Origin of the sequence: Pseudomonas spirodelae, from assembly GCF_034653255.1 — a bacterium.
In the GTDB taxonomy this organism is placed as follows: Bacteria; Pseudomonadota; Gammaproteobacteria; order Pseudomonadales; family Pseudomonadaceae; genus Aquipseudomonas; species Aquipseudomonas spirodelae.
The window spans coordinates 38319-57606 of the sequence record NZ_JAYEET010000052.1; the positions used below are offsets into that span (position 1 = coordinate 38319).

Annotated in this window: 19 protein-coding genes and 1 pseudogene; 14 read left to right on the forward strand and 6 right to left on the reverse strand. The window is 59.6% G+C overall.

Going from position 1 to position 19288, the window contains the following annotated elements; all coding sequences use genetic code 11:
* Positions 1 to 60: 60 nt before the first annotated feature.
* The 7 genes from SOP97_RS17655 (at position 61) to SOP97_RS17685 (ending at position 7932) form a co-directional block, all read left to right on the forward strand.
* Positions 61 to 1095: an NADP-dependent oxidoreductase gene (locus SOP97_RS17655; protein WP_322950328.1), complete on the forward strand. Its 1035-nt coding sequence runs from the start codon at positions 61 to 63 to the stop codon at positions 1093 to 1095.
* 406 nt (positions 1096 to 1501) lie between these two features.
* The gene (locus SOP97_RS17660; RefSeq protein ID WP_274086292.1) at positions 1502 to 1963 is read left to right on the forward strand and encodes a (2Fe-2S)-binding protein; all 462 of its coding nucleotides are present in this window, start codon (positions 1502 to 1504) and stop codon (positions 1961 to 1963) included.
* 1 nt (position 1964) lies between these two features.
* Positions 1965 to 4157, forward strand: coding sequence for a xanthine dehydrogenase family protein molybdopterin-binding subunit (locus SOP97_RS17665; protein WP_322950329.1), 2193 nt, complete (start codon positions 1965 to 1967; stop codon positions 4155 to 4157).
* 10 nt (positions 4158 to 4167) lie between these two features.
* Positions 4168 to 5388 (forward strand): cytochrome c, encoded by a 1221-nt coding sequence (locus SOP97_RS17670; RefSeq protein ID WP_322950330.1) that lies wholly within the window; start codon positions 4168 to 4170, stop codon positions 5386 to 5388.
* A gap of 13 nt (positions 5389 to 5401) precedes the next feature.
* Positions 5402 to 6601 carry an XdhC family protein gene (locus SOP97_RS17675; RefSeq protein ID WP_322950331.1) on the forward strand — a complete coding sequence of 400 codons (1200 nt, stop codon included), beginning with the start codon at positions 5402 to 5404 and terminating at the stop codon, positions 6599 to 6601.
* A 27-nt stretch (positions 6602 to 6628) separates the two neighbouring features.
* Positions 6629 to 6967 (forward strand): putative quinol monooxygenase, encoded by a 339-nt coding sequence (locus SOP97_RS17680; RefSeq protein ID WP_274086288.1) that lies wholly within the window; start codon positions 6629 to 6631, stop codon positions 6965 to 6967.
* The gene (locus tag SOP97_RS17685) at positions 6964 to 7932 is read left to right on the forward strand and encodes a GTP 3',8-cyclase MoaA (protein WP_274086287.1); all 969 of its coding nucleotides are present in this window, start codon (positions 6964 to 6966) and stop codon (positions 7930 to 7932) included. The genes SOP97_RS17680 and SOP97_RS17685 overlap by 4 nt, the downstream gene beginning before the upstream one ends.
* Here the strand turns inward: SOP97_RS17685 and SOP97_RS17690 are convergent.
* From SOP97_RS17690 to SOP97_RS17710, 5 genes are all read right to left on the reverse strand, one after another.
* Positions 7910 to 8509, reverse strand: coding sequence for a nucleotidyltransferase family protein (locus SOP97_RS17690; protein WP_274086286.1), 600 nt, complete (start codon positions 8507 to 8509; stop codon positions 7910 to 7912). The genes SOP97_RS17685 and SOP97_RS17690 overlap by 23 nt on opposite strands.
* Before the next feature lie 241 nt (positions 8510 to 8750).
* A complete protein-coding gene (locus SOP97_RS17695; RefSeq protein WP_274086285.1) occupies positions 8751 to 9875 on the reverse strand; it encodes an alkene reductase in 1125 nt (374 codons plus the stop codon).
* A gap of 90 nt (positions 9876 to 9965) precedes the next feature.
* The gene (locus tag SOP97_RS17700; protein ID WP_322950332.1) at positions 9966 to 10643 is read right to left on the reverse strand and encodes a type 1 glutamine amidotransferase domain-containing protein; all 678 of its coding nucleotides are present in this window, start codon (positions 10641 to 10643) and stop codon (positions 9966 to 9968) included.
* 82 nt (positions 10644 to 10725) lie between these two features.
* Positions 10726 to 10902: a hypothetical protein gene (locus tag SOP97_RS17705; RefSeq protein WP_274086283.1), complete on the reverse strand. Its 177-nt coding sequence runs from the start codon at positions 10900 to 10902 to the stop codon at positions 10726 to 10728.
* Positions 10896 to 11063 (reverse strand): hypothetical protein, encoded by a 168-nt coding sequence (locus SOP97_RS17710; RefSeq protein WP_274086282.1) that lies wholly within the window; start codon positions 11061 to 11063, stop codon positions 10896 to 10898. Before SOP97_RS17710 ends, SOP97_RS17705 begins: the two co-directional genes overlap by 7 nt.
* Positions 11064 to 11812: 749 nt before the next feature.
* Here SOP97_RS17710 and SOP97_RS17715 point away from each other — a divergent pair.
* The 4 genes from SOP97_RS17715 (at position 11813) to SOP97_RS17730 (ending at position 13997) form a co-directional block, all read left to right on the forward strand.
* Positions 11813 to 13138: a type II toxin-antitoxin system HipA family toxin gene (locus tag SOP97_RS17715; RefSeq protein ID WP_274086281.1), complete on the forward strand. Its 1326-nt coding sequence runs from the start codon at positions 11813 to 11815 to the stop codon at positions 13136 to 13138.
* Positions 13138 to 13404: a helix-turn-helix domain-containing protein gene (locus SOP97_RS17720; RefSeq protein ID WP_274086280.1), complete on the forward strand. Its 267-nt coding sequence runs from the start codon at positions 13138 to 13140 to the stop codon at positions 13402 to 13404. The genes SOP97_RS17715 and SOP97_RS17720 overlap by 1 nt, the downstream gene beginning before the upstream one ends.
* Before the next feature lie 152 nt (positions 13405 to 13556).
* Positions 13557 to 13772 (forward strand): AlpA family transcriptional regulator, encoded by a 216-nt coding sequence (locus SOP97_RS17725; protein ID WP_274086279.1) that lies wholly within the window; start codon positions 13557 to 13559, stop codon positions 13770 to 13772.
* 45 nt (positions 13773 to 13817) lie between these two features.
* Entirely contained in the window at positions 13818 to 13997 is a 180-nt protein-coding gene (locus SOP97_RS17730; RefSeq protein WP_322950333.1) for a hypothetical protein, read from the forward strand.
* A gap of 62 nt (positions 13998 to 14059) precedes the next feature.
* Here SOP97_RS17730 and SOP97_RS17735 read toward each other — a convergent pair whose 3' ends face one another.
* Positions 14060 to 14863, reverse strand: coding sequence for an inositol monophosphatase family protein (locus tag SOP97_RS17735; RefSeq protein ID WP_322950334.1), 804 nt, complete (start codon positions 14861 to 14863; stop codon positions 14060 to 14062).
* Positions 14864 to 15223: 360 nt separating this feature from the next.
* On the opposite strand from SOP97_RS17735, the gene SOP97_RS17740 reads away from it, so the two are divergent.
* The 3 genes and pseudogenes from SOP97_RS17740 to istB all read left to right on the forward strand — a co-directional run.
* The gene (locus SOP97_RS17740; protein WP_280066410.1) at positions 15224 to 16786 is read left to right on the forward strand and encodes a tetratricopeptide repeat protein; all 1563 of its coding nucleotides are present in this window, start codon (positions 15224 to 15226) and stop codon (positions 16784 to 16786) included.
* A gap of 153 nt (positions 16787 to 16939) precedes the next feature.
* The gene (gene istA, locus SOP97_RS17745; RefSeq protein ID WP_139134708.1) at positions 16940 to 18439 is read left to right on the forward strand and encodes an IS21 family transposase; all 1500 of its coding nucleotides are present in this window, start codon (positions 16940 to 16942) and stop codon (positions 18437 to 18439) included.
* A pseudogene (gene istB / locus SOP97_RS17750) lies at positions 18432 to 18992 on the forward strand (IS21-like element ISPst3 family helper ATPase IstB); the annotation flags it as partial. The gene istA and the pseudogene istB, both read left to right, overlap by 8 nt.
* Positions 18993 to 19288: the final 296 nt, after the last annotated feature.

Genomic DNA, 19288 nt, shown 5'->3' on the forward strand with positions numbered 1-19288 from the left:
GACTGGTCTAATTTTTTCCATCGAGACAACCCCTCTTCACCACCCGCCAGGAGTTTGCACATGCCCCAGTCAAAGCTAATCAATCGGCGCGTTGTTCTGGCCTCGCGCCCGCACGGTGCGCCTGTCGAGGCGAACTTCCGCATTGAGCAAGGCCTCATTCCTGAGCCTGCAGAGGGGCAGGTGCTGCTGCGTACTGTCTATCTGTCGCTCGACCCGTATATGCGCGGCCGCATGAGTGATGCGCCGTCCTATGCCGCGCCGGTGGAGGTTGGCGGGGTGATGGTGGGTGGCACAGTAGGCCGTGTGCTGGCCTCGAAAAATCCTGCGTTTAAAGAGGGTGACTGGGTGCTGTCCTATGCAGGTTGGCAGGACTATGCGTTGTCCGATGGCAGTGACCTGACCGCGCTGGGCGATTCGCCGGCCCATCCCTCTTATGCCTTGGGCATCTTTGGCATGCCGGGCTTCACCGCGTATATGGGCTTGCTCGATATTGGCCGGCCGCAGGCGGGCGAAACCTTGGTGGTGGCAGCGGCTACCGGGCCAGTCGGCGCGACTGTCGGGCAGATCGGCAAGATCAAGGGCTGCCATGTGGTCGGTGTCGCCGGCGGCGCAGAAAAGTGCCGCTATGCCGTCGAGGTGCTGGGCTTTGATGCCTGCCTCGATCACCGTGCGCCGGACTTCGCCGAGCAACTGGCCAAGGCCTGCCCTGCGGGTATCGATATTTACTTCGAGAATGTCGGCGGCAAGGTCTTTGAAGCGGTGCTGCCGCTGCTCAATACCAAGGCGCGAGTGCCGGTCTGCGGTATCGTCGCGCATTACAACGACACCGCCCCACCCAGCGGCCCAGACCGCTTGCCTGGCTTGATGGGGGCGATTCTGCGCAAACGTCTCACCGTTCAAGGCTTTATCATTTTTGATGATTACGCCCACCGCTATGCCGAATTCTTCAACGAGATGTCGAATTGGTTTGCGCAGGGTCAGATTAAATACCGTGAAGAACAGGTGAGTGGTTTGGAAGAAGCGCCTAAGGCGTTTATCGGGCTGCTCGAGGGTCGCAATTTTGGCAAGTTGGTGGTTCGCGTCGGTGACGACTGATTGTCAGGCGTTGGAGTAACCACGGTTCGTGCTCTGCCAGCTCAAGCTCCTTGCTGGCAGGGCTTTTTATTTAGAAAACCCAGGCCATTAGGCGCAGTGATGGCGGCAGAGATTCTTATGAACACCCGCAATAAGTGATCGCATCCAGTCAATGCCGGCCTATGGCGGATTTTGCTGGGCTGGCTGGGGTTATGCCCTACGCTTTTGCTGGTGCTGAGTTTTTTGGCGCCTTTCACTCAGCTCATTTCCTTTCCGCTGGCCGGGTGGCCGGGTGGCTGGTTGGCCGTTTAAGGCAGATTAATCAATGAGTGCGTGAGGCGGTTTCAGTCAGCGTCACGCGCCGAAAACATGACCCAAGCGATAACCCAGGTTGTCGGCATCAACACTATTAAGCAGAGGGAAAAACATGCAAACGTTAATCATCAACGGACAGTCGCAGCAGGTTGACGTTGCCGCGGACATGCCTCTGCTATGGGTCTTGCGCGATGTGCTGGGCCTGACCGGAACCAAGTATGGCTGCGGCATTGCCCAGTGCGGCGTGTGCACCGTGCACCTCGACGGCCAGCCAATCCGCTCGTGCGTGACGCCGATTTCCGCTGTGGCGGGGCGCTCGATCACCACCATTGAGGCTATTGGCGAGACGGCCGTGGGCCAAGCCGTGCAGCAGGCCTGGCTGGCGCACGAGGTGGTGCAATGCGGTTACTGCCAATCCGGGCAGATCATGGCCGCCACGGCGCTGCTGCAGAGCCAGCCCAAGCCCGATGATCAGGCCATTGATGCCGCCATGGCGGGCAATCTGTGCCGCTGCGCCACCTACACCCGGATACGTTCGGCCATTCACAGTGTTGGCCAGGTTGAGGAGGCGTGAGATGAAAAAGCCTAACGAAACCAATGTTGATATGTCCCGTCGCCGCCTCTTGCAGGGCAGCGGCATCGCCCTCGGTGGCTTGGTGTTGAGCACCTGGCTACCGCCACTTGTGGCCAAGAGTGCCGCCGCCGATGCAGCGGCTGCCGGCCGATTGGGTGATCGCTCTGCTGAGGGCTTCGGGGCCTTTGTGCGGGTGGGCCCCGATGGCGTGGTCACGGTGATCTCGCCGAAGATTGAAATGGGCCAGGGCGCGCAAACCGGGATTGCCATGATGGTCGCCGAGGAGCTGGAAGTGCCCTTGGATCAGGTGGTGATCCAGGAGGCGCCACCCAACTCGGCGCTGTATACTGACACCCTGCTGCAGTTTCAGGCCACCGGTGGCTCGACCTCTACCCGTTACACCTGGGAGCCGCTGCGTCGGGCGGGTGCTACGGCGCGTATCCTGTTGATCCAGACGGCGGCGCTGCAGTGGCGCGTCGCGCCGAGCCTGTGCCATGCGCAAAACGGCCAGGTGTTTGGCCCCAATGGCTTGCAGGCGGCCTATGGCGACTTGGTCGAGGCGGCTGCGACGCTGCCATTACCCGACACGGTGCCGCTGAAAACCCCCGAGCAGTTCAAGCTGCTGGGCACTCCCGCGCAGCGCCTGGACACCCCCGATAAGGTCAACGGCAAGGCGCGCTTTACCATCGATCTGCAAATCCCCGGCATGCTGGTGGCCTCCAGCATCACCTGCCCGGTGCATGGTGGCCGGCTGCTCGCGGTGGATGACAGTCAGGCGCGCCGGGTGCCTGGGGTGCGCGACATTGTGCGTCTGGACAATGCCGTGGCCGTCACCGCGAGCAATTTCTGGGCCTGTCAGCAGGCCATCAAAGCGCTGAAGATTGAGTGGGACTTGGGGCCGCATGCCGCTATCGGTTCTGCGCAGTTGGACCAGGAGCTGCTCGCGGCCAGTAGCCGTGATGGTGTGGTTGCCAAGCGCAGCGGCGACATTGAACAAGCCAAGCAGCAATCGGCCAGCCAGTTTGAGGCGGTTTACGAGCAGGCGCTGTTGTCGCATTCGCCGCTTGAACCCATGAGTTGTGTGGCCCATGTGCGCAAAGATGCCTGCGAACTGTGGGTCGGCACCCAGGTGCCGGTCTTCGCCCAACAGACGGCTGCGCAAATCACCGGATTGCCCGTGGAAAAAATCCAGGTGCACAACCAGTTGATCGGTGGTGCATTTGGCCGGCGTCTGGAGTTCGACTTCATCACCCAGGCGGTGGCCATCGCGCGCCAGGTCGATTATCCGATCAAACTGATCTGGAGCCGTGAGGAGGACATGACCCACGACCTTTACCGGCCGCTTTACGCCGACCGTATGCAGGCCGCGCTCGACGCGCAGGGGCGGCCGCTGGGCTGGGAACACCGCATTGCTGGCGCTTCGATTCTCGCCCGCTATGCCGGCAGCTTGCCGGCCAACGGCGTGGATGCCGATGCCGTGGAAGTGGCGGTGGACCCGATCTACAGCCTGCCTAATTTGCAGGTGCGCTATATCCGCCAGGAGCCGAACGTCGTGCCCGTATCCTGGTGGCGCGGCGTTGGCCCGATGCGCGGCACTTATGCCCTGGAATGTTTTATTGATGAGCTGGCGCACAACGCCAAGGCCGACCCGGTGGCCTACCGCCTGGAACTGATGGCAGACCAGCCACGTGCCCAAGCGGTGCTGCGCCTGCTGGCCGAGAAGTGTGACTGGAACCAGCCGTTGCCCGCAGGGCAGGGGCGTGGTGTGGCGGTCAGCGCGGTGTTCGGCAGCTATGTGGCGACCCTGGTTGAACTGGAGATGCAGGGCGACTTGGGGCTGCGCATCAAGCGTCTGGTCAGTGTGGTGGATTGCGGTTTTGCGACTAACCCGACCTCGGTTAAGGCGCAGATCGAGGGCGGAACCTTGTTTGGCCTGTCCGCCTCGCTGTTCAACGAAATCCTGATAGACAACGGCCAGGTGCAGCAAACCAACTTCCACACCTATCGGCAGCTGCGCATCAGCGAAGCGCCGGCGGTGGAGGTGCACCTGCTGCCGAGTCTGGAAGCACCGGGTGGCGTGGGGGAGGCCGGTACGGCCTTGATCGGCCCGGCCCTGGTGAATGCCTTGTATGCGGCCTCGGGCCAGCGCATTCGTCGCCTGCCGCTGAGCCGCTTCGGCTACTACCCGGTTTAAGGAGCACCTGATGAAATTAATAAGCAACTTACTGACGCTCGCTAGCGCGGCTCTGCTGGCGCAAGCGGCCTATGCGCAAGACGACTCGCTGGCTAAGGGCGAATACCTCACGCGCGCCGCCAACTGTGTGGCGTGTCATACCGTGCCTGGCGGTCAACCCTTCGCCGGTGGCGTTGAGTTCAAGCTGCCGTTCGGCTCGCTGTTCTCGCCCAACATCACCCCGGACGTGCAAACCGGCATCGGCGCGTGGACGGATGAGGAGTTCGTTAGCGCGCTGCAAACCGGCGTGGGCCGTGATGGCAAACACTACTACCCGGCGTTTCCCTATACCTCCTACAGCAAGATGTCGCGCGATGACATCCTCGCCATCAAGGGCTACCTGGCCAGCCTGGAACCTGTCGAGCAGGCACCGCGGGAAAACCACATCAGCTTTCCATTCAACCAACGCTGGGGCATGGCGGTGTGGAATTTGTTGTTCCTCGACGACGCGCCGTTTCGGGCGGACAGCCAGCACTCAGACGAGTGGAATCGTGGTAAATACCTGGTAGAAGGCCCGGGCCACTGCGGCGAGTGCCATTCACCGCGCAACTTGTTTCAGGCGGTCAGCAGTGACCGCTCGTTGGCCGGTAACCTGCTGCAGGGCTGGAACGCCTACAACATCAGCGCCGACCCCGTGCACGGTATTGGTGCCTGGCCCACGGACGCACTGGCCGATTATTTGAAAGATGGCGCCGCGCCAGGCTTGGGCTTGTCCTCGGGGCCGATGGCGCAGGTGGTGGAGAACAGCTTGCGCCATTTGACCGATGCAGACCGCCAGGCGATTGCCGTGTTTCTCAAAGACTCAGCGCCGCGCAGTGAAGGCGTGCCTCGCCCGCAGCAGGTCACGCTGGCGGAGCAGGGCAGCGGCAATGCACTCGGCAACAAGTTGTTTGCCGACGCCTGCGCCAGTTGTCACCGTTGGGACGGCACCGGCACCCAGAGCCAAACGGCCATGCTGCTGGGCCTGAAGACGGTCAACGATCCGGCCGCCAGCAACTTGCTGGGCATTCTGTTGAGTGGCCATGGTGCCGCGGACACCCCAGTGGATCGGCGCATGCCGTCGTTTGGCAGCATTTACACCGATCAAGAGTTGGCCGCGCTGAGCAGCTTTATCCTGCAGCGCTTTGGCGACAGTGGCGCGCAGGTCGCGGTGTCGGCCGTGGTCAAGCGCCGGACCGAGTCCTTGCATTGAGCGGAGGTGCCGCATGTCGGGCCTGAACACATTGCTGGATGCGCTCCTGACCGAGCGCGAGGCTGGCCGCGAAGCGGTGCTGGCGACGGTGGTCAAGGTCGAAGGCTCGGCGTATCGGCGGCCCGGTGCACGCATGCTGGTGTCGCGCTTCGGCCGACCCGAGGGCACCATCAGTGGTGGCTGCCTGGAGGCGGAAGTGGCGAAAAAGGCCTGGTGGCTGACCGAAGCCGGGCCGGCGCTGCGCAGCTACAGCACCGCCGAGGCGGATGAGGCCAGCGAGGAAGCGCTGAGCTTCGGCCTGGGCTGCAACGGCAAGGTTTATGTGCTGTTCGAACGCGTGCCGGCCAGCGGCCCCTGCGCCTTGGTCGATGCCTTGCGCGGCGTGCGTGACAGCCAGCAACCGGCGGCCATCGCCACGGTGATCGCCAGCTCGGGCGCGGCTGCGCCACGGTTGGGCGCGCGCTTGTTCTTGCGGCCTGGGCAGGGTGCCGAGGGCGAGCTGCTGGGCTTGGCGCTGGCTGAGCACATCTGTGCAGACCTGCAACAAACTTTGCTGGGCGGCAAGTCATCCCGCTGTCTCTATCCCCATGGCGCCGACGAGGTGGAGGTGCTGCTGGAATACCTGCCGCCCGTGCGCCGGCTGGTGATATTTGGTGCGGGCCATGATGCCCAGCCGCTGGTGCGCATGGCCAAGCTGTTGGGCTGGCACGTGACGGTGATCGACGGTAGGGCGCACTTTGCCCGCGCCGAGCGGTTTGCCGAGGCTGACCAGGTGCTGGTCGGCGATGTAGAGCAGCCTTTCGCCTATCACGAACAGGTGCGCGGGGCCGCGGTGGCGGTGATGACCCACAGCCTGGTGCAAGACGCGCATTGGCTCCAGGGTGTTTTGCACAGCGCACCCTGCTATGTCGGCCAGTTAGGCCCGCGCGAGCGCACCGAGCGCTTGTTGGCCGGTATTCACGCGCAGCAGGGCGACCTGCCGGGGCTGGCGAGTTTGCATTATCCGATTGGCCTGGACCTGGGCGGCGACACCCCGGAAAGCGTGGCCATGGCGGTGCTGGCGGAAATTCAGGCGGTGCTCAATGGCCGCACTGGCGGCAGCCTGCGTTTGCGCGCCGCGAGCATTCATGACAGCGACCCGCTGCGCATCGCTGGCCTGGAGCAAACCGCTGTTGCTGCCGAGGCTTGCCCGCAATTTGCCGTGCAGCGCTGATAACGATCAACCAAGGAATCCATCTGCATGAATCAATCCCTACGTGTTGTCGCGGTGCTCACCGCCAAGGCCGGCAAAGAGCAGCAGGTCGAGCAGGTTCTGCGTGCCTGCGTGCAACCCTCGCGCGCCGAAGACGGTTGCCTGTCTTACGATCTGAATCGCTGCATTGAACAGGCTGGGCGGTTTGTCTTCGTCGAGCGCTGGGCCAGCCACGAGGCGATAGCGCTGCATCGGCAGATGCCGCATTACACGGCCATGGCCAAAGCCCTTGGCGAGTTGCTGAGTGACCGTCAGGTTTATGTGCTGGAAGCGCTGGCTGAAGATGGCGAATCAGCCGTTGGCTCCGATGTGGGCATGGCTGGGTGATCGTTGATCGACAGGGTCGGCGTTTCCGTAAACTTCGCCTTAGCCTCACCGCCGCCTGCAATTACGCCTGCACTTACTGTGTGGCCGATGGCCGTCGCTTGGTGGCCGCGCGTGATGAGCTGACGGCCGCGTCGATGCTGCGCGCCGTCGAGCTGCTCAAAGATGTCGCGGGTATCGATGCGCTGCGCATTACCGGCGGTGAGCCGCTGCTGAGTGACCGGCTGGAGCCTTTTCTGCAGGGCATCGGCGCATTGGCGTTGGCGGATATCAGCCTGACCACCAATGGCCAGTTGCTGGCCGGCAAACTGCCGTTGCTGCGCAGCGCGGGCATCCAGCGGCTCAATGTGTCCCTCGACACGCTTGACCCTAGCGCCTTTCGCACGATCGCCAAGGGTGGCGACCTGCAGACGGTGCTCAACGGCATCGAGCAGGCGCGCCGAGCGGGCATGAGCATCAAGATCAACATGGTGCCGATGCGTGGCAGCAACCTCGATCAAGTCATGCCGATGTTGGCGTTCTGCCTGGAGCAGGGCTACGAATTGCGCTTTATCGAACTGATGCGCATGGGCCATCTGGCGCAGCATGCAGAGGCTTTCCGCGCCCAGTTCGTTGGTCAGCGCGAGCTGCTGGCGTTGATCAGCGAGCGTTATGCCTTCACCCAGGCCGAGGCCGAGCTAGACGCTACCGCGCTGCGTTACAGCGTTGGCGAGCGTGGGGCGTTCGGCATTATCGCCAACGAAAGCGCGCCCTTTTGCCGCAGTTGCAGCCGCCTGCGGTTGTCGTCTACGGGCTGGTTATACGGGTGCCTGTCATCCAATCGCGGGCACTTTATGGGCGGGCTATTGGATCTGCCGAGTGAACAGGCACAGCCGCAGTTGGCAGGTTTGCTCAGTCGCGCGTTGGCGGATAAGCAAGACGCTACGTTTACCGGCAGTGCGCTGATTATGAAATCGGTGGGTGGCTAAGGTCAGCGGGCGTGTCGACGTCGCGCAGAATGCCGCTGTCAGTAAGCGTCACGGTAATCACCTGCTGCGCATGGCTGGCGATCAAGCCCTTGGCCCCATTCTCACCGTGCAGTTGCATCAGCTGCGGCCAAAAGCGCCGGCCGAATAACACCGGGTGGCCGCGCTGGCCCTCGCAGTAAGCCACGACGATATGTTCAGCGTCGGCCTGCGCTCGCAGTTGCTGCAGGGTCGCGACAGAAATCCACGGCATATCCCCGAGCAGCACCGCCACCGCAGTGGCCTGCGTGTTTGCCAGGCTCTGGATACCGGCGGCCAGGCTTGAGCCCATGCCCTGTTTGGCGTGGGCCGCGCGCACCAGCTGAACGTCAGAGGGAATAGCCAAGGCCTGTGCATCATCCTCAGTCTTTATCACGACCCGAACATCGCTGAAGGCTTCTTGCGCGCGCAACACCGTCGCGCGCAGCAAGCTGTTGCCGTCTGCCAGCTGGGCGCGGCGTTTGTCGCTGCCGAAGCGTTGACCGGCGCCGGCGGCAAGTACCAGGCCGATACAGTCCGGGGTGCTGTGCAGTTCGCTCATCTTGATAAGTCCTTAATGGTCTGCCGGGTTGTTTCTCCGCGCAGCGCTTGAGTATGGACGTGCAGGCAGGGGCTTGGGCAGCGCTCAGGTATATGGCTGCGAATGATGGATTATCCAGGCGCGGCATGGCCGCGTCTGTCATCTCGCGTGACGCCGAATGCGCCAGCCCGTTAGCTGCCGCATTTTCGGTCCGCGAGCATACGGCCGCCAGCGTTAAGCCGCGACGGCCGCTGGTGCAGGTTTACTCGGCGTAGGTGGGGTAGTCGCTATAACCCTTTTCCGTGCCGCCGTACATGCTGGCAGGGTCGACCGGGTTGAGCGGCCAGCCATTGGCAATGCGCTGCGGCAAATCCGGGTTGGCAATGAACGGTCGGCCAAAGGCGATCATGTCACCCAAGCCTGCCTCCAGGGTCTGCGCCCCGCGCTCTGTGGTGTAACGGCCGGCGTAGATGATGCGGCCGCTGAACGCCTCGCGCACCTCACGGCGAAAATCCTCGGGGAGCGCGGGGGCATTGTCCCAGTCGGCTTCGGCGATCGACAGGTAGGCGATGCCGGCCTCTTCGAGCACTTTGATGGCCTCGATGTAGGTGTTGTGCGGGTCTTCTTCAACCAGGCCCAGGTAAACCCGGTCCTCTGCTGTACTTTCAAACAACGGCGCGAAGCGCACGCCCAAGCGGTCGGCACCAACAACCTCGGCTACGGCTTGGACAATCTCGCGCAGGAAGCGCAAACGGTTGTGCAGCGAACCGCCATATTCATCGTCGCGCTGGTTGCTATGCGCGGAGATAAACTGATTGACCAAATAGCCGTTGGCACAATGGATTTCCACACCATCAAAGCCGGCACTCAGGGCATTGCGCGCGGCCTGCGCGTACAGCTGCACCAGTTCTTTGACCTCAGCATTGCTCAGGGCGCGGGGCACTGAAGGCTCGGCCAGCGCGCCGGCACCTGGGCCGGTTTCAATAAATACTTTGACGTTGGTCGCTGCTATCGCCGACGGCGCTACCGGCGCGGCGCCATCGGGCTGCAGTGAGGTGTGCGAGACCCGACCGACATGCCAGAGCTGGGCGAAAATGATGCTGCCGGCGGCGTGCACGGCGTCGGTGACGTGGCGCCAACCGTCGATTTGCGCCTGGCTGTGAATGCCGGGCGTCCAGGCATAACCCTGACCGCGGGGTTCGATCTGTGTGCCTTCGGTGACCATAAAGCCTGCGCCGGCACGTTGCTGGTAATAGGTGGCCATCAGCGGGTTGGCGATGTTCCCCGGCTGGGTGCTGCGCGAGCGCGTCAGTGGCGGCAGGACGATGCGGTTGTTGAGCATATACGGGCCGAGTTGCACCGACTGAAAGAAGCGACTTGTATCCATTTTTACATTCCTGTTGAGACCCGGGGCCACCTAGCGGCCACAGGCGAAAAGTGCGCCGCTGCCAGCGTTGGCAACAGCGTGACGCCGGCCTTAGGCCAGCAGTTTGAGCAACGCGTGGGCAGTGGCTTCGGAGGAGGCCGGGTTCTGGCCGGTGATCAGCAGCCCGTCGGTGACGACATGCACCTGCCAGTCGGCGGTCTTGCTGTAATGGCCGCCCTGGGCTTTGAGCATGTCCTCGACCAGGAACGGCACCACCTGAGTCAGGCCCACAGCCTCCTCCTCGCTGTTGCTGAAGCCGGTGACCGCCTTGCCGGCGACCAATGGCTGTCCGTCGTTGCCTTTGACGTGGCGCAGCACCGCAGGTGCATGGCAAACCGCCGCAACCGGCTTGCCGGCGGCGATGGCGCGCTCGATCAGGGCGATGGACGCGGCATCTTCGGTCAGGTCCCACAGCGGGCCATGGCCGCCGGGGTAGAACACGGCATCAAACTCGGCGCTGCTCATGTCGCTGAGTTTTAGCGTGTTGGCCAGCGCATGCGTGGCAACTGAATCGGCCTCGAAACGGCGGGTGGCGTCGGTCTGGAAGTCAGGCTCATTGCTCTTTGGGTCAAGCGGTGGCTGGCCGCCGTTGGGCGATGCCAGAGTCAGTTGCGCGCCAGCGTCGCTAAAGGCGTAGTAAGGCGCGGCCAGCTCTTCGAGCCAGAAACCGGTCTTCTCACCCGTGTCGCCAAGTTGTGCGTGGGAAGTCAAAACGAGGAGGATTTTCATGTGGTTTACCTTGCGATTAAACGTGCGTGTGGCTGTTTGCTTATGTGCCGCCAGCGTGGGTGTATAGCGCTAGCGGCGCGGCTTAGAGGCTCGTTTCAAGCACCCGGCGGCTGACGTCGCTGTGTTCGCCGAGGTCGGTTAGGTGGTGTGTGGCGAGCTTGTCTTCGTCGCCCTGGCGGATCTGCCAAACCCGCTCGGCGTATTGCAGCAACTTGGCGCGCTTGGCTTCAAAGCGAACTTCAAGGTTTGCGGTTAGCACAATGGCCAGCGTGCATGTGTCAGCGTGCCGACTTTCGCGGCACGCTGACCGCCGTAAAGCAGCAACACACCAGCTTCAGTCGGCACTAAATCATCCAGGCGACTGATGGTGTCGCGGCCAAAGACAATGCGGGTAGGGTTGTAAAAGTCGAAGCTGAACATGTCCTTATCCTGAATAGACCAGTCGTCTATTTTTGCTGCAAAGTCTTGCGCGGGGTTGCCGTGAGCGCGCGGCGCAATGTGCGTAGTGTTCGATGTTCAGTGCGCCGTGGCGTGCTAAGAGTTTTGCCCTATGAGGCTTTGTGCGCTGTTTTACTGGGCCAGATGCTGGTCTGAGTTCACCTTTGGCCTGCAATATATTTTAAAATAGACCAGTCGTCTATATTGCTGCCAGGTTTTCTCATTACCCTCGCTCCCAGGATTCGTCAGGCGGTTGAGCCAGGTGGGGAGTGTAAAGACGTGCCCGTCCATTGATGTATGTCGGAGTCAATGGCACTGAGTGTCGGGTATAGACTGGATTTCAGGCACAAAAAAAGACGTCCGAGGACGTCTTTTTTTTGTATTTGGTGGACCGGGGGGATTTGAATCCTAAACCTCTTACCCCTGCTCAAATCAACGGTTTCAGGCCAGTTGCCTGTCGCCAGTGATTTGTTGGAATTCTTACAGTCACGGCCCTGAGTATAGAAACCTTGAGCTCTTCGTCAAGTGGCATGTAGCGAATCCAAATTGTGGTTTCAAATCCTAGCGGGGGAGTTGAACCCGCGCAGTGCCTAGGTAAGTGTCTGCTGAGCACCGGATTTCTATGGGTATTAAAGTGCCCTTTTTGATTGTTTTAAAGCCTTTATAGGCATTTAATTGCCTTTTTGTTGCGGCTTAGCTAAGGTTTAGGCATTAAATTGCCGGTGATTACTATGCACAAGCTCACTCTACAAATCTATGCGGGTGGCGAATGGCAGGACGCCATGGGGATTGGTTTCGAGCAGCCTGACCTAGGGTTGGATGGTCCTTGTACGTATGGGTACGAGCAGGGCTATCTAGTGGGCTCCCTCGACTCGATTAGCACTCGTCTGAATGGCGCTGTCAGTGCCACTTTACCTCTGGGTTGGGACTCTTGGCGGAGTAAGAAGGCTCCGGCTTTTCTCTTCGATATCTTGCCTGCTGGCGCGGCTAGACGCTTTTTGCTGAAACGTTTGAGTGGTGAGCGACCGGAGGGCATGAACCTGGATTTGTTTCTGTTGGGGCGCTGTACGCCTGCGCCTATTGGAAATTTGCGAATCAAGGAGTCGGCAGGCGCAATCGAAGGTAGTCCTGTGTTGGGTTTTACGCGAGACGAAGTGGTCAGCCGCGATTCACGCTTTTTGGAGTATGCCTATGAGCAGGGAGCTGCCATTGGTGGAGCTACCGGAGCAGGCGGTGAAGCCCCTAAGCTACTGTTAACCGAAGACCGCCATGGCGCATTGCATCCTGACGCCGTATTGCCCGATGCAGATGCTGTGCAGCACTGGTTTGTGAAGTTCGCCCGCAACAAAGCCAGTCAGACCGACCAGGACATCCTACGCAGCGAGTACTGCTTCTATCGAGCGATTCAGCAGTTGGGGCTCGATACCATCGCAGCCGAAGGATTGGCTTTGGAGGAAGGAAAGAAGCCCAGCCTGTGGATGCACCGCTTTGATCGTGGGGTTGGTCCTGCAGGCGTTAATCGTGTCGCTGTTGAGTCGATGTATTCACTGTCGGGCGTAGTCGAAGCTGGCAGCTATATGTCGCATTCGGATGTACTACGAAACTTGGTCGCGTTATGGCAGAACGTTGGACAGGCCGAACAGGTTGGTGATTTGGTATTCGAGTACATGCGGCGTGATTTACTGAATCAGATTCTTGGCAACTCAGACAATCATGGTCGAAACACCTCAATCCTTCGAACTGAGCAAGGCGTGAGCCTGGCTCCACTCTATGATCTGGCTCCCATGGTCATGGATGATGAAGGCGTAACGCGTACAACAAAATGGCCAAAGCAGATTGAGATGGCAGGTCAGGTCGACTGGAAAGCTGCCTGCGATGAAGCTGCTGAGTGGATCGCGCCTGATGAGCTATTTCAGCGGCTAAGGATCGCAGCACAAAATTTCCTGGCTTTGCCTGACTTGCTGAGTGCCGACGGACTGCCCGCGGCTGCAATGAATCATCCGCGCATAGCGTTGCGAGATCTGCCTCAGCGGCTCAAAAACTGGGGGCTTATCTAATGGACATTCTTGAGCGAAATCGGATTCTTACCGAGCTACAGGAGCAGCTGGCTTCTGGCGAAATCACTATCGGCGAGGCAGTTAGGCGTTTACGCAAGGACGTGACGGGGTTGCAACAGGCTCGGTTCGCGCAGATGTGTAAGCTGTCCCTGCGGGCCTTGCGCCAACTAGAGCATGATGAAAGCAACCCGACTGTTCAGACCTTGAATAGCGTGTTTAATCCGTTCGGTATGCAGGTTGGCATCGTGCCCAGAAACTCACGCTGAACGTTGGGTAGCTGCTTAAATTAAGTCTCACCATAAAAAACCAGATAGCCAATAGGCTCACAATTTCCATTTAAGATCACAGGCAGGCTGGGCCCACTAGCTGGCAGGTTCAAATCCCTTTCTTCCCCCTAAGCTGATCGGGAAAATTGCTTGTGCGAATTATCCGCCTGAAAGAAGTCATCTACTCGACCGGCCTAGCCAGATCGACCCTCTACAAGTACATCGGTGAGGGCACTTTCCCGAAGTCAGTCTCGTTAGGCGACCGTTCCGTCGGCTGGATCGATACCGAGGTACAGGAGTGGATCCTGGCAAGGATAGAAGATCGCGATAAGTGCGACGTTACTGATGGGGATGTCACGTTTAGTTAGAGCTGCTCGCCAACACAGTCTAGTTTTCAACCTGTAGGAGGCGTTATGGAGACAGAGTATGAGCAGCTTGTTCGTGTGAAGCGTGAGCGTCAACAGGCGCGTTCAATTTATAGCGCTTCATTAATTGACGCGAAGCGCGAAGAAGATGGACGGTGCATTCTTGAGGCCTGGAAGAAGCTGCCATTAAAGATGAAAAGCCACCGTCCCTTTGATGGTGAGTTTTAAAAGCAGCAAACGAATAGTCCTGATGGAAGCTTCTAATCAAGACTAACTGTGGCCGAGCAAGGCTAGCTAAATACCTTGCTCCAGTTCCGGCGTATAAGTGCCTGGCAGGCTTCTGCAGTGCCGCCAAAGCATTTCCGGGAGACAGTTTGCATTCTGACTTCTGTGGCATACGTAATGCCGATGCCATCTTGATCGACTAGCACTCCGCCGGCACCAATTAGCAGCGCATGACCGGCAGCCACATCGTGCGCTGATACGGGTACAAGTGATACACCTGCATCCCCATCCCCCGCTGCTACTCGTGCCAGTCGATAGGCGATGCTGGGCATCGCAACAAAACTACCGGGGGAACATAATTCTGAATTGAGCTCGGGCTTGCCTTTTGCTGCGGTACTAACCATGACTTTGCTGCTTTGATTCCATTCCTTACGGGGAAGAGTTGCTGTTACCGGTTTTCCATTTCGCAGTAAGGTTGGCGAACCTTTGGCCCACGAGATGCAGTCAGGTTGCCCATCCTGTAGAACGGGGGCATAAACCACGCCAAGCACCGGTTTTGAGTCTTCGAGTAGACCGACCGATATGGCTGAGCCTTTGTGGCCTTTTAGAAAGTCGGCAGTTCCGTCATTGGGGTCAACAACCCAGCAATACTGTGCTCCAGTGAGTCGATAACCTGTTTCTTCTCCCCAGAAATCGCAGTCGAGTAACTGGAGCAGCCCGGGCTTTAGCATGGACTCAATCTCGATATCTACTTCTGCCTTATCACCTGAGCCACGAAGTCCATTCGGGCGCTGCCACTCGGCAATTAGAAGCTCGCCCGCGTCTTCTACGAGCTGGATGACACTCGACAGTAACTTTTCGTAATTCATAACCGGCGTGCTGTTCTTCGAGCTATATCAGGGTATCTGGCTAGGAGCTCTGCCAGTGTCAATCCGTTTCCAGATGCTTGGATGCTGTTCAGTATTTCAGTGCTTGAAGGCATTGCTGAATTGGCACCGTTTAAATGCTGTTGGCGCAATATTGGCGCAGTTTCCAGAACTGTGCCATTTACGATTGCGAATGTGGCGCAGTTTTTGATGAGCTGCGCCATATCTAGGTGGGCAAGGAGCTCTAGGGAATTGCGAAAGACCGGATATTGGTGCGTCCGGTCAAGATGAACCTAGGTCCAGTCTTGGATCGTCCGCTTTGGCTAGACGCGGGCCTCTAAAGCTTGTGAGAGAATCTGAGGAATGTTACTCAAGCAGGAACGGACTCGCCTTTTTATGGATTTAAATCGCCCAACTCTCTATGACGTAGCATGCCACTTCTGCGTCAGCCACATTACCGGCGCAACAATTCCCGCTACTCGCCTGAGCAATATTCTCGAAAGCATATTTCGTGGGCAGCCTCTTACCTCACTGTCGCTGAACTATCTGCAGCAACAGAACCTCAATGAGCTTTATCAACTGGCGACTGGCCAGATTACCTACGAGGGCTTCATCGCAGCTTTGGATCCGGCTTTAGTAGCTCGTGAGCAGGCTGCCAAAGCAGAACACCAAGCTAAGAAGGCAGATCGTTTAGCCCAGGAGCGTGCGTGGCATATTGAGGGCCAGCGTAAGATCGAAGCCGAAAAAGCTGCTCGTATTAGACGCGCTGCAGCGCAGAAGGCCCAGTCCGATCATGAGCGCAAGGCCGCTGATGAAGCTCGCATCGCCTATGAAGCTACGTGGGCAATGCAATGCAACCTTAATCGTGAAGCGGCTGAAGCAGCGTACAAAACTCGTATGCGCGACCCCGATTACATAGCCCCGACGCCCCGAGACATTGCCCGTCACTTCCGTGTGGACCACCCTAAAGCGGTCATCTCGCCGTTTAGCAATATCCTGGACGCTCTCTATCAAGGGCGTCCGCTTGCAGCAGCCTATCTCAACTATCTCAAGGTCAAAGGGTTTCTTAGATTGCATGAACTGGCCATTGGCCAAGTGACCTACGAGTCCTATATTTCGGACATCGATGCAGTTGAGGTCGCACGGGCCGCTGCCGAAGCAGCTCGCCTTGAGCAGGCCGAAGCACAAAGACTCCGGCTTGAGGCTGCCGAGGTCGCTCGCATTGCTCGCGAAAGCGATCCCGCATACATCCTGCGCAGGAAATACGGGATTTTCGTCATTGATCAGTCTTTGTTGCCACGGATGATGGACATCCTCCAGAACATCGACTCCGGCAACCGACTGGCTGATGACGACTTTGTTTGGCTCAACACTGAAGTCCAAGACCATTTCACTAAGGAACTGCGGAAGGCCTACCACCTGCGCGAGGCTGAATTCTGTGGCAATCAGTACCGCCGAACTCAGGACCCGTGGAACGCAATCAACGCCAGTGGCCACTATAGAAAGTGCGATCAGCCAGAATCTGCACTCGAACTACTCGCCAGCGTACCGAGCAATCGCTTTAAACACCCCAAGATCCACTCAGCGATGTGCACCACCCGCGGCGGGGTCATGCGCGATCTGGGGCGGCGCACCGAAGCTCTTCAATTCGGCAAGCAGGGGCATAAGTTACAGCCGCGAAACTTTCGTCCATGCACTTTGCTAGGCGCTGTATGCATGGAGCTAGGTAACTTCGGGGAGGGATACGACTGGTACGCCAAGGCTGAGGAACGCGGTGCCAGCGAACAGAGCATCGACACCGAACTACGAGGCATCTTCCTTCGGGCGGACAAGGCCAGGCGCGAAGCCATGAGAGCGTCCTTGCTGGCAAAAGATCCGAACCGCTACCGCTGGGTGAATGATAAGAAGTATCGCGGAAAAGGGTGAGGTTCATCTCAATCAGATGAACCAGAATCCTATCCCGGTGTTGCCGCTGACCGAAAACTGACCCAGTAGAGGCTGTTCTGCCGACTGAAAACTGACCCAGGTGTTCAACTGCTTCTGCTCAATTTTTGAGCAGGAGAACACAGGGTGATCAGTATGGAAATGATGGGCAAAATTCGCCGGATGTATTTCCGCGACAAGCTGTCGCTGCATGAGATAGCCAAGCGCACCGGGTTGGCGCGCAACACGATTCGCAAGTGGGTCAGAGCACCTGAGGCCAAGCCGCCGGTCTACCAACGCCGCGCGATCTTCAACAAACTCAGCCCTTTTCACGCCACGCTGGAGCAGGCGCTAAAAGCCGATTCGCTGCGGCCCAAGCAACAGCGGCGCAGTGCCAAGGCGCTGTTGGCGCAAATCAAAGCCGAAGGTTATGACGGTGGCTACAGCCAGCTCACCGCGTTTATCCGTGCCTGGCGAGGGGGACAGGGCAAGGCGTCGCAGGCCTTTGTGCCGCTGACCTTTGCTCTTGGCGAGGCGTTTCAGTTTGACTGGAGCGAGGAAGGCTTGCTGGTCGGCGGCATTTACCGGCGTATGCAGGTGGCACATCTGAAGCTGTGTGCCAGCCGTGCGTTCTGGCTTGTGGCGTATCCGAGCCAGGGCCATGAGATGTTATTTGACGCCCATACACGCTCGTTCGGCTCCTTGGGCGGCGTGCCGCGCCGGGGCATCTACGACAACATGAAGACCGCCGTCGACAAGGTCAATAAGGGCAAAGGCCGGGCGGTGAATGCGCGCTTTGCGGTGATGTGTGCGCATTACCTGTTCGATCCGGACTTCTGCAACGTCGCCGCTGGTTGGGAAAAGGGCATCGTTGAAAAGAACGTGCAAGACAGCCGCAGGCGTATCTGGCTAGACGCCCAGGACTGCCAGTTTCACTCCTTCGAGGAACTCAATGCCTGGCTGGGCCAGCGCTGCCGCGCGCTTTGGAACGAGCTGACGCACCCTCAATACAGCGGGCTCAGTGTGGCCGAGGTACTGGAGTTGGAGCGCGCCGAACTGATGCCTATGCCCGCGGCCTTCGACGGTTACGTCGAGCGGCCTGCGCGGGTCTCCAGCACCTGCCTGGTCAGTGTCGGGCGCAACCGTTACTCGGTGCCGTGTGAGTACGCGGGTAAGTGGGTCAGCAGCCGTTTGTATCCGACCCGCATCGAGGTGGTGGCCGATGATGCGCTGATTGCCAGCCATGCGCGCTTGCTGGATCGCGAACAGGTCAGCTACGACTGGCAGCACTACATCCCGCTGATTGAGCGCAAGCCCGGCGCGCTGCGCAACGGAGCGCCCTTTACTGATCTGCCAGCGCCGCTGCGTCAGCTTAAGCACGGTCTGGGGCGTCATGCCGGCGGTGACCGGATCATGGCGCAAGTCCTGGCTGCCGTACCGGTCGCCGGACTCGATGCCGTGCTGGTAGCCGTTGAGCTGGTACTGGAGAGCGGCAGCCTGAGCGCCGAACACATCCTCAATGTCGTGGCACGGCTGACAGCATCCGAACCACCACCCAGCGTCGAAACCCACTTGTCGCTCAAGGAAGCCCCCGTCGCTAACACGGCGCGCTACGACCGCCTGCGTGGCCAGGCCGAGGAGGTCGGTCATGCGTGATTTGATGGTGGAACTCAAGGAGCTGCGCCTGCACGGCATGGCCACGGCCTGGGCGGAGTTAACTGCACAGGGTGAGTCGAACACAGCCTCGTCCAAGTGGTTGCTTGAACACCTACTGGAACAGGAGCACACGGATCGTGCCATGCGCTCGGTGAGCCACCAGATGAACATGGCCAAGCTGCCGATGCACCGCGATCTGGCCGGCTTCGACTTCAGCGCCTCCAGCGCCGACGCTCGCTTGATCAGCGAGCTGGCCAATCTGAGCTTTACCGACACCGCGCAGAACGTGGTGCTGATCGGCGGCCCAGGCACCGGTAAAACCCACCTAGCCACCGCGCTGGCCGTGTCCGGCATCACCCGGCACGGTAAGCGCGTGCGCTTCTACTCCACGGTCGATCTGGTCAATCTGCTGGAGCGCGAAAAACACGACGGCAAAGCCGGGCGGATCGCCCAGGCACTGCTGCGCATGGATCTGGTCATCCTCGACGAACTGGGTTATCTGCCGTTCAGCCAGGCTGGCGGTGCGTTGCTGTTTCACCTGCTGTCCAAGCTGCGGATTCCACGCTGACTCGGACACCCATTCCACGCACATCCGGACAGTGATTCCACGCTGATCCGGACACTCACTCCACGAGCATCCGGACACCGATTCCACGGCCATCCGGACACTTTTCAGGCAGGCAGCTACGCAGGATTTATTCACTACCATCGACCTCTTTTTCGAAGCGAAGAGGTCGTCGTGGAGCGTTTATCCATGCGTAAAATCCGAGAGGTGTTGCGCCTCAAGTTCGACTGCGGCCTGTCCGTGCGCAAGATCGCCCGCAGCCTGGGTACTGGCCACAGCAGTGC